The organism is Pseudorhodoferax sp. (assembly GCF_047601025.1).
In the GTDB taxonomy this organism is placed as follows: Bacteria; Pseudomonadota; Gammaproteobacteria; order Burkholderiales; family Burkholderiaceae_C; genus Pseudorhodoferax.
Window position 1 is genome coordinate 1554855 of record NZ_JASGJZ010000001.1, and the last position, 11827, is coordinate 1566681.

Annotated in this window: 13 protein-coding genes; 3 read left to right on the forward strand and 10 right to left on the reverse strand. The window is 70.1% G+C overall.

Annotated features, from left to right (window positions below):
- Position 1 precedes the first annotated feature (1 nt).
- From leuS to QM782_RS07260, 5 genes are all read right to left on the reverse strand, one after another.
- Entirely contained in the window at positions 2 to 2656 is a 2655-nt protein-coding gene (gene leuS, locus QM782_RS07240) for a leucine--tRNA ligase (RefSeq protein ID WP_415202239.1), read from the reverse strand.
- A 67-nt stretch (positions 2657 to 2723) separates the two neighbouring features.
- Positions 2724 to 3158, reverse strand: a complete 435-nt coding sequence (locus QM782_RS07245) for an ExbD/TolR family protein (RefSeq protein ID WP_415202240.1) — start codon at positions 3156 to 3158, stop codon at positions 2724 to 2726.
- Positions 3155 to 3802: a MotA/TolQ/ExbB proton channel family protein gene (locus tag QM782_RS07250; protein ID WP_415202241.1), complete on the reverse strand. Its 648-nt coding sequence runs from the start codon at positions 3800 to 3802 to the stop codon at positions 3155 to 3157. Before QM782_RS07250 ends, QM782_RS07245 begins: the two co-directional genes overlap by 4 nt.
- Before the next feature lie 13 nt (positions 3803 to 3815).
- Positions 3816 to 4646 carry a 4-hydroxy-tetrahydrodipicolinate reductase gene (gene dapB, locus QM782_RS07255; protein ID WP_415202242.1) on the reverse strand — a complete coding sequence of 277 codons (831 nt, stop codon included), beginning with the start codon at positions 4644 to 4646 and terminating at the stop codon, positions 3816 to 3818.
- A gap of 51 nt (positions 4647 to 4697) precedes the next feature.
- Positions 4698 to 5249 (reverse strand): outer membrane protein assembly factor BamE, encoded by a 552-nt coding sequence (locus QM782_RS07260; protein WP_415202243.1) that lies wholly within the window; start codon positions 5247 to 5249, stop codon positions 4698 to 4700.
- 93 nt (positions 5250 to 5342) lie between these two features.
- On the opposite strand from QM782_RS07260, the gene fur reads away from it, so the two are divergent.
- Positions 5343 to 5771: a ferric iron uptake transcriptional regulator gene (gene fur, locus QM782_RS07265; RefSeq protein ID WP_415202244.1), complete on the forward strand. Its 429-nt coding sequence runs from the start codon at positions 5343 to 5345 to the stop codon at positions 5769 to 5771.
- Between the two features lie 21 nt (positions 5772 to 5792).
- Here fur and hprK read toward each other — a convergent pair whose 3' ends face one another.
- The 3 genes from hprK to hpf form a co-directional block, all read right to left on the reverse strand.
- A complete protein-coding gene (gene hprK / locus QM782_RS07270) occupies positions 5793 to 6743 on the reverse strand; it encodes an HPr(Ser) kinase/phosphatase (protein WP_415202245.1) in 951 nt (316 codons plus the stop codon).
- 16 nt (positions 6744 to 6759) lie between these two features.
- Positions 6760 to 7227 carry a PTS sugar transporter subunit IIA gene (locus QM782_RS07275; protein ID WP_415202246.1) on the reverse strand — a complete coding sequence of 156 codons (468 nt, stop codon included), beginning with the start codon at positions 7225 to 7227 and terminating at the stop codon, positions 6760 to 6762.
- Between the two features lie 121 nt (positions 7228 to 7348).
- Complete coding sequence (hpf, locus tag QM782_RS07280) at positions 7349 to 7678, reverse strand: ribosome hibernation-promoting factor, HPF/YfiA family (protein ID WP_415202247.1); 330 nt, start codon at positions 7676 to 7678, stop codon at positions 7349 to 7351.
- A 256-nt stretch (positions 7679 to 7934) separates the two neighbouring features.
- Here hpf and corA point away from each other — a divergent pair, with 256 nt between their 5' ends.
- Positions 7935 to 8921, forward strand: coding sequence for a magnesium/cobalt transporter CorA (gene corA / locus QM782_RS07285; protein ID WP_415202248.1), 987 nt, complete (start codon positions 7935 to 7937; stop codon positions 8919 to 8921).
- Between the two features lie 9 nt (positions 8922 to 8930).
- Positions 8931 to 9671: a sulfite exporter TauE/SafE family protein gene (locus QM782_RS07290; RefSeq protein ID WP_415202249.1), complete on the forward strand. Its 741-nt coding sequence runs from the start codon at positions 8931 to 8933 to the stop codon at positions 9669 to 9671.
- A 12-nt stretch (positions 9672 to 9683) separates the two neighbouring features.
- Here QM782_RS07290 and QM782_RS07295 read toward each other — a convergent pair whose 3' ends face one another.
- Both QM782_RS07295 and QM782_RS07300 read right to left on the reverse strand, forming a co-directional pair.
- On the reverse strand, positions 9684 to 10709 hold the full coding sequence (locus tag QM782_RS07295; RefSeq protein WP_415202250.1) for a porin: 1026 nt from the start codon (positions 10707 to 10709) through the stop codon (positions 9684 to 9686).
- A 95-nt stretch (positions 10710 to 10804) separates the two neighbouring features.
- Positions 10805 to 11785 carry a Bug family tripartite tricarboxylate transporter substrate binding protein gene (locus QM782_RS07300; protein WP_415202251.1) on the reverse strand — a complete coding sequence of 327 codons (981 nt, stop codon included), beginning with the start codon at positions 11783 to 11785 and terminating at the stop codon, positions 10805 to 10807.
- Positions 11786 to 11827: the final 42 nt, after the last annotated feature.

Sequence of the window (11827 nt, forward strand, 5' to 3'; positions counted from 1 at the left end):
GTCACACCACCACGTTGACCAGGCGGCCGGGCACCACCACGACCTTGCGGGGCTTGGCGCCGCCGGAGAAGCGGGCGACCATCTCGTGCGCCACGGCCGCCGCCTCGATGGCGGCCTTGTCGGCGCCGGCCGGCACGCGGATGGAGCCGCGCAGCTTGCCGTTGACCTGCAGCATCAGCTCGACCTCGTCCTGCTCCAGCGCGCCGGCGTCGACCTGGGGCCAGGGCGCGTCCAGCAGCTCGCCGAAGCGCTGGTCGTAGCCCAGGCCGGCCCACAGCGCATGCGCGACGTGCGGCGTGGCCGGGTACAGGCAGCGCAGCAGGATGCCGAAGCCCTCGGCCAGCGCGACCGGCGCGCCGGCCGTGTCCACGGCCTTGAAGCTCTCCAGCGCGTTCAGCAGCTTCATGGCGCCGGAGACCACGGTGTTGTACTGCATGCGCTGGTAGTCGTAGTCCACCTGCTTGAGCACGCCGTGGATCTCCAGCCGCAGCGCCCTGGCCTCCTGGCCGAAGGCCACGCCCGCCAGGCCGCCGGCCACGGCGTCGAGCGCGGCGCCGAGGTCGCTGCCGCCGAGCTTGGCGCCGAAGTTCCAGACGCGGCGCAGGAAGCGGTAGCTGCCCTCCACGGCGGCGTCGTTCCACTCCAGCGTGGCCTCGGGCGGGGCGGTGAACATGGTGTAGAGCCGGGCCGTGTCGGCGCCGTACTTCTCGATCAGGTCCTGCGGATCCACGCCGTTGCTCTTGCTCTTGCTCATCGTGCCCACGCCTTCGTAGGTCACGGCCGAGCCGTCGGACTTGCGCCGGGCGCCGACGATCTTGCCGTCGGCGTCGAGCACGTTCTCCACGTCGCTGGGCCAGAAGTACTCGATGCCGCCCTTGTCGGTGCGGCGCGAGTAGATGTGGTTCAGCACCATGCCCTGCGTCAGCAGCCTGGTGAAGGGCTCGTCGATCGTCACCAGGCCCAGGTCGCGCATGACCTTGGTCCAGAAGCGCGCGTACAGCAGGTGCAGGATCGCGTGCTCGATGCCGCCGATGTACTGGTCCATCGGCATCCAGTACTGCGCGCCGTCCGCCACCATGGCATCGGCGTTGGCCGGGTCGCAGTAGCGCATGAAGTACCAGGACGAGTCCACGAAGGTGTCCATGGTGTCGGTCTCGCGCCGCGCGGGCCGGCCGCAGACCGGGCAGGTCACGCCGGCGTGGAAGCCCTCGTGCCGGTTCAGCGGATTGCCGCTGCCGTCGGGCACGCAGTCCTGCGGCAGCACCACGGGCAGGTCCTGCTCGGGCACCGGCACGGCGCCGTGCTCGGCGCAGTGGATGATCGGGATCGGCGTGCCCCAGTAGCGCTGGCGGCTGATGCCCCAGTCGCGCAGGCGCCAGGTGGTCTTCTTCTCGCCCAGGCCCTTCTCGGCCAGCGCGGCGGCCACGGCGTCCACGGCCTCCTGGTAGGACAGGCCGCTAAAGATGTCGGAGTTGATGGTCACGCCGCGCTGCTTGTCGGCGTACCAGTCATGCCAGTGGTGGTAGTCGTAGTGCTGGCCGTCGACGTGCACGACCTGCGTGATCGGCAGGCCGTACTTCAGCGCGAACGCGAAGTCGCGCTCGTCGTGCGCCGGCACGCCCATCACGGCGCCGTCGCCGTAGCCCATCAGCACGTAGTTGCCGACCCACAGCGGCACGGCCTTGCCGCTGATCGGGTGGACGACCTCCAGGCCCGTGGCCATGCCCTCCTTCTCGCGCAGCGCGAGTTCGGCCTCGGTCGTGCCGCCCTTCTTGCACCGCTCGACGAAGGCGGCCAGTGCCGGATCACCGGCCGCGGCGTGCACGGCCAGCGGATGCTCGGGCGCCACGGCGCAGAAGGTCACGCCCATGATGGTGTCGGCGCGCGTGGTGAACACGTACATGCGGCCGTCGCCGATCAGCGCGCCCTGCGCGTCGCGGATCTGGTGCGTGAACGCGAAGCGCACGCCCTCGCTCCTGCCGATCCAGTTCTCCTGCATCAGCCGCACGCGCTCGGGCCAGCCGGGAAGCTGGTGCTGCACGTGGTCCAGCAGTTCCTCGGCGTAGTCGGTGATCTTCAGGTAGTAGCCCGGGATCTCGCGCTTCTCGACCACGGCGCCGGTGCGCCAGCCCTTGCCGTCGATGACCTGTTCGTTGGCCAGCACGGTCTGGTCCACCGGGTCCCAGTTCACGACCTGGGTCTTGCGGTAGGCGATGCCCTTCTCCAGCATCTTCAGGAACAGCCACTGGTTCCACTTGTAGTAGGTGGGGTCGCAGGTGGCGACCTCGCGCGACCAGTCGATGGCCAGCCCCATCGCCTGCATCTGCTTCTTCATGTAGGCGATGTTGTCGTAGGTCCACTGCGCCGGCGGCACGCCGTTCTTCAGCGCGGCGTTCTCGGCCGGCAGGCCGAAGGCGTCCCAGCCCATGGGCATCAGCACGTTGTGGCCGTTCATGCGCAGGTAGCGCGTGAGCATGTCGTTGATCGTGTAGTTGCGCACGTGGCCCATGTGCAGCTTGCCGCTGGGGTAGGGCAGCATGGAGCAGGCGTAGAACTTCTTCCTGCCGGCGTCCTCGGTCACGCGGTAGGCATCGCGCGCGCGCCAGTGCGCCTGGGCGGCGGATTCGACTTCGAGATGGTTGTACTTGTCTTGCATGGAGCGCGGGCGGAAAGGGGGCGGCGCTGGGCCGGGCGCCAGGATTCTAGAGGCGCGGGTCCGCCGCTCAGGGCGTTGTGGTCTTGCGCTCGGCCACGAATCCGATGCGGTTCAGGCCAGCCTGCTGCGCGATGTCCATCAGCTCGACCACGCGGCCGTAGGGCACCTGGGCGTCGGCACGCAGCTGCACCTCGGTGTCCGGGTCCTGCGCGGCGCGGCGGTCCAGCGCCTGGCGCAATTGCGCGGCCGTGACCGGCTGGCCATCCAGGTGGATCCGGCCGTCCGGCGTCAGCGCCAGCTGCACCGACGCGGCCGGCGCGCCGGGCTCGGCGCTCTCGGCGCGCGGCAGGTCCATGCGCAGGCTGCCCGCCATCAGCGGCGCCGCGATCATGAAGATCACCAGCAGCACCAGCATCACGTCCACCAGCGGCGTGACGTTGATGTCGGCCATGGGGCCGCCGCCACGGCGGCCCTCGCCCTGCTCCAGCCGGCCGAAGCTCACCGCTCCTCCGGCGGCGCCAGCAGGTCGCGCAGGTCGCGCGCGAAGCCCTCGAGCGCGGCCTCGATACCGGCGATGCTGCGGCCGAACCAGTTGTAGGCCAGCACGGCCGGGATCGCCACGGCCAGGCCGGCCGCCGTCATGACCAGGGCTTCGCCGACCGGGCCGGCCACCTGGGCGATCGTGAGCTGGCCGGCCGAGGAGATCTCGGCCAGCGCATGGTAGATGCCCCAGACCGTGCCGAGCAGGCCGACGAACGGGGCGGTGGCGCCCACGGTGGCCAGCAGCACCTGGCCGAACTGCAGGCGCCCGAGGCTCAGCTGCAGCGCGCCGCGCAGCGTGCGCGTGAGCTGCTGGCTGCGCGTGCCGGCGCCCGCCAGGGTGCCGCCGGCGGGCGCCGCGGTGGCGGCCAGCAGCGGCGCCAGCAGCCCGGCCCGGTCGACGGCCGCGACGCGCTGGGCGGCGCCGTCCAGCGCCGGCAATTGCCAGAACGCGGCCACGCCGCGTGCCACGCCGCGGCCGGCGCGGCGCAGCAGCCACAGCTTGTAGAGGATCACGGCCCAGCTGGCGACCGACATGGCCAGCAGCAGCCAGGCGACCAGCCGGTGCAGCGCGTCGCCGGCGGTCAGCAGGTCCAGCGCGTTCACGGCGCGGGACGGGTCAGCCGTTCAGGCCCAGCACGTCGAACATGCTGAACAGGCCGCTCGGGCAGCCGGCCAGGAAGCGCACGGCGCGCAGGCTGCCGATCGCGTAGTTCATGCGGCTGGTGGCGCGGTGCGTGATCTCGATGCGCTCGCCGGTGCCGGCGAACAGCACGGTGTGGTCGCCGACCACGTCGCCGCCGCGCAGCGACTGGAAGCCGATCGTGGACGGGTCGCGCTCGCCGGTCACGCCCTCGCGCGCGTAGACCGCGCAGTCCTGCAGGTCGCGGCCCAGGGCCTGGGCGATCACCTCGCCCATCTTCAACGCGGTGCCCGAGGGCGCGTCGATCTTGTGGCGGTGGTGCGTCTCGACGATCTCGATGTCGTAGCCGGTGGGCATGGCCCGGGCCGCCAACTCCAGCAGCTTGAGCGTGACGTTGACGCCCACGCTCATGTTCGGCGCCATCACGATCGCGATGTCGCGCGCGGCGGCCGCGATCTCGGCCTTCTGCCCCTCCGAGAAGCCGGTGGTGCCGATGACCATCGCCGTGCCCTGCGCACGGCAGGCGCGCAGGTGGGCCAGCGTGCCCTCGGGCCGGGTGAAGTCGATCAGCGCGCCAGCGCCGCGCAGGCCTTCGGCCAGGTCCGCCGTGATCGGCACGCCGGCGGGCTTGCCGAGGAAGGCGGCGGCATCCTCGCCCAGGCCGGGGCTGCCGGCCCGGTCCAGCGCGCCGCTCAGGCGGCAGTCGGCGCTGGCCAGCACGGCCTCGATCAGCGTGCGGCCCATGCGGCCGGAAGCGCCGGCCACGGCCACGGCGTACGGACGGGCGTCGGAAGAAGGATGCGTCATGGCGATGGCAAGCGGGTCATGCGGCAGGCAGGCCCGCCGGGGGCGCGGCGCTCAGCGCGCGGGCGGCTCCAGCGGGGGATAGGAGGCCGGCAGCGGCGGCTGCGCGGCGGCGGGTGCGTCGGCCGGCTGCGGCTCGCGCGGCGCCAGGGATTTGAGCTTCTCCTCGCTGGCCTCGAGCACCGGCACGTCCTTGATCTTGCGCTCGGCGCCGAGCAGCGCCACGAATTCGGCCTCGCTGGGCATGGGGTCGCCCTGCACGCGCTCGAGCAGGTCGTCCTTGAAGAACACCGTCAGCTGGCGCGCCTGCGGATCGGTGCCCTGGCGCCGCATCGTGAACACGTAGTCCCAGCGGTCGGCGTGGAACACGCTCTGCAGCAGCGGCGTGCCCAGGACGTCGCGCACCTCGGCGCGCGACATGCCGACCTTGAGCGCATCGACCTGCTCGCTGGAGATGAAGTTGCCTTGCACGATCTCCACCCGGTAGGGCACGATGGCATTGGCGGCGCGGCGGGTGGCGTCGGTCACGGTGCTGCAGCCGGCCAGCGCCGCGCAGCAGAGCAGAAGCAGGCCGGCAGGCAGGGGCATCGGACGGGAAGCAGGCATGAAGGCGGGGCAGCGCTATGATGCGCGCGATTGTAGCGGCCGCCCCCTGACCGACGCGTCACGCAGCGGCGGCCGGCCCACTGCCCAGACCGCATGTCCAACATCGACGAACTCAAGAGCACCGGCCTGAAGGCCACCTTGCCCCGGCTGAAGATCCTGGAGATCTTCCAGAAAGGCGAGATGCGCCACATGACGGCCGAAGACGTGTTCCGCGTGCTGCTGATGGAACGCTCGGACATCGGGCTGGCCACGGTCTACCGCGTGCTGACGCAGTTCGAGCAGGCCGGCATCCTGTCGCGCAGCCACTTCGAGTCCGGCAAGGCCGTCTACGAGCTCAACGAGGGCCGGCACCACGACCATTTCGTCTGCACGCTGTGCGGCAAGGTCGAGGAATTCTTCGACGCGGAGATCGAGAAGCGCCAGATGCTGGTGGCCAAGGCCAAGGGCTGGACCGTGCAGGACCACGCGATGTCGCTGTACGGCCTATGCGCCGACTGCGGCAGCCGGCAGACCAAGGCCTGACACGGCGCCGCCGCGCGCCAGTCAGTCGTCGTTCTCCATCGCGCGGCGGTGCCGCTCGACGAATTCCTGGTACGTGTCCACGCCGCGCAGCTGCAGGATGGTGTTGCGCACCGCGGCCTCGACCAGCACGGCGATGTTGCGCCCGACCACGACCTGGATGATGACCTTGCGCACGGCCACGCCCAGCACGTCCTGCGTCAGCGGCTCGGAGGGCAGGCGGTCGTGCTCGCGCTCCATGGTCTCGCGCCGCACCAGGTGCACGATCAGCTTGAGCCGCATCTTGCGGCGCACCGCCGTCTCGCCAAAGATGCCGCGGATGTCGAGCAGGCCGATGCCGCGCACCTCCAGCAGGTTCTGCAGCAGTTCGGGGCAGCGCCCTTCGATGGTGGTCTGGTTGATGCGGTACAGGTCCACCGCGTCGTCGGCGACCAGGCCGTTGCCGCGCGAGATCAGTTCCAGGCCCAGCTCGCTCTTGCCCAGGCCGGATTCGCCGGTGATCATGACGCCCAGGCCCAGGATGTCCATGAACACGCCGTGCATCGTGGTGCGGTCGGCGAAGTGCTTGGACAGGTAGGCGCGCAGCACGTCGATCACGAAGGCCGAGGATTCCTCGGTCGCGAACATCGGGATCGGGGCGCGCTCGCACATCGACAGCAGCGCCTGCGGCGCGTGCTGGCCGTCGGCCAGGATCAGCACCGGCGGCTCCAGCGTGACGATGCGCGCGATGCGCCGCGCACAGTCCTCGGGCGAGGCATTGCTCAGGTAGGCGATCTCGCGCTCGCCCATGATCTGCACCCGGTAGGGATGGATGTAGTTCAGGTAGCCGACCAGGTCGGCACCGGAACGCGCGGCGCGGATCGCGACCTCGTCGAAACGGCGCTCCGACGCGCCCAGGCCGGCGATCCATTCCCAGCGCAGCAGCGCCCGGAACTCCTCGAACAGCACGTCGGCGCTGACGGCGGTGGGCTTCATCGCGCCGGGAAGACGGTCAGACCGGCTGGGAGGACTGCCAGCCGTCGATCTGCGCATGCAGCGCGGCGGCGTCGGAGGTGGTCTTCAGGTTCTCGCGCAGCGGTGCGTCGCTGAGCAGTTCGGCGATTTCCGACAGGATTTCCAGGTGCTTCTGGGTCGCGGCCTCGGGCACCAGCAGGAAGATCAGCAGCTTGACCGGCTGCTCGTCCGGCGCGTCGAAGCCGATCGGCTGCTCCAGCTGCAGCACCGCCGCCATCGGCGACTTCAACCCCTTGATGCGGCCGTGCGGAATGGCCACGCCATGGCCCAGGCCGGTGGAGCCCAGGCGCTCGCGCGCGAACAGGCTGTCCGTCACCAGGGCGCGGGACAACCCGTGCAGGTTCTCGAACAGCAGGCCGGCTTCCTCGAACGCGCGCTTCTTGCTGGTGGCATCGACGCTCACGAGGACCTGCGCGGCAGGCAGGATGGACGCTAGGCGGTTCATACGGAAGGCGGATTATGCACGCGTGTACATTGCGCCGCAGCAAAGAAAAAGCCGCCCATGCTGGCGGCCCGTGGGTTTGTCGGCCCCAGGCGACACGCAGCGCGCACCGCCCGGCGAACCTTCACATCAGACGCTTGGCCGCGTCATGGTGGTGTTTCTGAATACGATCCTTGTGGCGCACGACCTGCCGGTCCAGCTTGTCCACCAACTCGTCGACGGCCGCATACAGATCAGCGTGTGCACTCTCCGCGAACATGTCGTTGCCCTTGACGTGGATGTTGCATTCGGCACGCTGCCGGTTCTGCTTCTCCTTCTGCTTTTCCACGGTCAGCAGGACCTTGACATCGACCACCTGATCGAAATGCCGGGTGATGCGATCCAGCTTGGTGATGACGTAGCTGCGCAGTGCCGGTGTGACTTCGAGATGGTGACCGCTGATCGTCAAATTCATGGAGCCTCCTTCGTTGCAGTTCATGGTTGAGGGCCGGTTCACTATGCGCGGGAAACCCGGCGAACGCAAGCCCTGCCGGACAAGGCATGGGGCATTGCGCAGTGCCATAATTTGAGGCTTTGTCTCACGTGCAGCGACCGCGTGGAGCCCTGCCCTCGCCGGTGGCTTTCGATGTCCTGTGTGCATGTGCGGCGGGATCGCAGGCGCGCCGTCCGCCCGCCCGACCGATTCCCCAGAACACCGCAGGGAGTTTCCCGTGCTGAACATCTTCACCCTGGCCAACGGACGCCTCTTCCAGGAAGAAATCGAATCCCTCGAAGAGCTGTCGCGCTTCCAGCCGATCTGGGTCGACCTGGAGTCGCCCACGCTGGAGGAAAAGCGCTGGATCAAGCAGTACTACGGCCTGTCGATCCCCGAGGACGTGACCGACGACGACATCGAGGAGTCGGCCCGCTTCTACGAGGAAGACAACGGCGACCTGCACGTGCGCAGCGACTTCCTGATCGCCGATGCGGACGACCCGCGCAACGTGCGCGTGGCCTTCATCCTGAACCAGCACAACGCCGAGCTCAAGAGCCGCGGCGTGCTGTTCTCGATCCACGACGAGGACGTGCCGGTGTTCCGGCTGCTGCGTATGCGCGCGCGCCGCGCGCCGGGCCTGATCGAGGACGCCAAGGAGGTGCTGCTCAAGCTGTTCGACGCCGACGCCGAGTATTCCGCCGACACGCTGGAGGGCGTCTACGACGAGCTGGAGAAGGCCGGCGACCTGGTGCTCAAGGGCAATGTCAGCGACGAGACCGCCGGCGAGGTGCTGGGCCTGATCGCGCGCCAGGAAGACCTGAACGGCCGCATCCGCCGCAACGCCATGGACACGCGCCGCGCGGTCAGCTTCATGATGCGCAGCCGCATGCTGAACGCCGAGCAGTTCGAGGAGGCGCGCCAGATCCTGCGCGACATCGAATCGCTGGACAGCCACACGGCCTTCCTGTTCGACAAGATCAACTTCCTGATGGACGCCACGGTCGGCTTCATCAACATCAACCAGAACAAGATCATCAAGATCTTCTCGGTGGCCAGCGTGGCCATGCTGCCGCCGACGCTGATCGCCAGCATCTACGGCATGAACTTCCGCTTCATGCCCGAGCTGGAATGGCACCTGGGCTACCCGTTCGCGATCGGGCTGATGCTGGCCAGCGCGCTGGTGCCGATGCTGTATTTCCGCCGGCGCGGCTGGCTCAAGTAAGGGGGCCGGATGCCGCACGACGCCATCCTCGCGCTGGCGGCCTTCGGCGCCGGCGTGCTGAACGCCATCGCCGGGGGCGGCAGCTTCCTGACGCTGCCGGCGCTGGTGCTGGGCGGCGTGCCGCCGGTGCCGGCCAACGCCACCAGCGCGGTCGCGGTGTTCCCGGGCTACATCGGCAGCGTCTGGGGCCAGCGGCGCGAGATCGCGGCGCTGGACCGGCGGCTGCTGTGGCAGATCGGCTGGGTCAGCCTGCTCGGCGGCGTGCTCGGCGCGGCGCTGCTGCTGGTCACCTCGAACAAGGCCTTCCAGGCCCTGGTGCCGTGGTTGCTGCTGTTCGCGACGGCGCTGTTCGCGCTGGGGCCGCGGGCCCGGCCCGGCCCGGAAGGCGGCCCGCCGCCGCGCTGGCGGCCCTGGGCGCTGGGCGCCACGGCGGTCTATGGCGGCTACTTCAACGGCGGGCTCGGCATCCTGCTGATGGCCGTGCTCTCGTTCTCGCGCGCCGGCAATCTGCACGTGGTCAACGCGCTGAAGAACCTGGTGTCGGCGCTGCTGGCCGCGATCTCGGTGGCGATCTTCGCGGCCGCCGGCATCGTGCGCTGGCGCGAGGCCGTGCTGATGATGGTGTGCTGCACCGTCGGCGGCTATCTGGGCGCGCGGCTGTCGACGGTGCTGCCGGCCCGCGCGGTGCGCTGGCTGGTCATCGTGGTCGGCCTGGCGATGAGCGCGGCGTTCTTCGCGCGCACCGCCTGACCGGGCCGCCGGTCAGAAGAAGTGGCGGATGCCCAGCTCGTAGCCGGTGGCGTTGCCGCCCAGCGTGTTGGTCGGCGCCGTCAGGCCCTGCGGCGCGATGGCGCGCTGCGAGCCGTCGGAGTTCCATAGCCGGGCGTAGGTGGCATAGAGCTGCGTGCGCTTGGACAGGTTGTGGCCGTAGCCGACCGCGAACTTGCGCCAGTCCGCATCGCTGCCGGACGTGTCGTAGCGGCTGAACTGCGCACGCACCTCGCCCACGCCCACCGGCACCTTGACGCCCAGCTGCAGCGCGCGCAGTTCCACGCCGCCGCGCTTCTCGCTGGCCCACAGCAGCATGGGCTGGGCCACGCCGAAGTCGTAGCTGGCGGCCGCGTTGCGGATGCGCACGTCCTGCGCCGTGGTCGCGCCCTGCAGGTCGCCGATCGCCGCCGACACATGCACCGCGCCCTGGCGCCAGCCCAGGCGCGCGCCGCTGTAGCGGCCGACGCGCGAGTTCAGTTCCTCGTCGCGCGCATGCTGCAGCTGCGCGTAGAAACCGCCCAGGCCGGCCGGCGTCAGGTAGCTGATCGCGTTGCTGATCTGGATCGGCGCGCCGTTCATCACGAAGGCGTTCGTGCCGCCCACGCCGTTGGTCAGGAAGGGGTCGAAGATCAGCGTGTTCAGGAAGGTCGCGGAATCGTCGCGGCCCAGCCGCAGCTCGCCCAAGCGGCCGGACAGCGCCACCGTCGCGCGGCGGTTGAAGCTCAGCCCGTTGGTGCCGCTGGGGCCGGGGCCCGCCCCGGTGTCGGGCGAATAGCCGGCCTCCAGCCAGAACGAGGCGGCCAGGCCGCCGCCCAGGTCCTCGGTGCCGCGAAAGCCGAAGCGGCTGATGTTGGCGTTGCTGTGCGTCAGGCCGGTGACCGAGCCGCCGGCGTTGCGCAGATGGGTCATGCCCAGGTCGACGGTGCCGAAGATCGTGACGGACGATTGTGCGAAGGCGGCCTGGCCGAGGCATGCGGCGAGCAGCGAAGCGGCGGCGATGGTGGTGGTGTGGCGCATGGTGCTTGGTGTCGGTGCGGGATGGTGCGGGTGGGGGAAAAGGGGCGTGCCGGCGGCCCGCCATGGCGGCGGGCGCGGGCACGCGGAGCCGTGCCTCAGTCGGGCTGGATGCCCAGCTCCTTGATGATCCGGCCGAAGCGCTCGTGGTCGGCGGCGTTGGTCTTCTCCAGCCGGGCGGAATCGCCGCCGGCCGGCAGGGCGCCGAAGGCGGCCATCTTCTCGACCACGTCCGGCATCTGCAGGATCGCGTTCATGTGCGCGTTCAGCGACTGCACGATGGACGCCGGCGTGCCCTTGGGCGCGAACAGCCCCTGCCAGGCGCTGACGTTGACGTCGCGGATGCCGAGCTCGGCCAGCGTGGGCACCTGGGGCGCCAGCGGCGAGCGCTGCCGGTCGGTCACCGCCAGGGCGATCACCTTGCCGCTGGACAGGTACGGCGCGATCGGCCCCAGCGTCATGAAGGTCACGGGCACGTGCCCGCCGAGCAGGTCGTTCACCGCCGGCGCCACCCCCTTGTAGGGGACGTGCGCGATCTTGGTGCCCGCGGCGCGGTTGAACATCTCGCCCAGGATGTGCATCGGCGAGCCGCTGCCCGGCGTGGCGTAGGTCAGGTTCTGGCTGCGGGACTGGGCCACCAGCCCGTTCAGGTCCTTGATGCCGCTGGTGCCGGCGACGGCGACGAACATCGGCTGCATGGCCGTCTGCACGATGGGCGCGAAGCCGTGCAGCACGTCGTAGCTGCTGGCGCCGGAGGTCTTGAGCACGAACTGCGCGAACGAGAAGGTGTTGGGCGCCAGCAGCAGGGTGTAGCCGTCCGGCGCCGCCTTGGCGACGTGGGAGCTGCCGATCGTGCCGCTGGCGCCGGGCCGGTTGTCGACCACCACCGGCTGGCCGAGGCGGGTGCCCAGCTTGTCGGCGTACAGGCGGGCCATGGCATCGGCGTCGCCGCCGGCGGGATAGGCGACGACGATGGTGATCGGCTTGGTCGGCCAGGTCTGGGCGAAGGTGGCGCTGCCGGTGCTGGCGAGCAGGGCGGCGGCGGACAGGGTCAGCAATTGGCGGCGGGTGGGGCGCATGGACTCTCCTTGGGACATGGGGGTATCGGATGGATGCCGAGG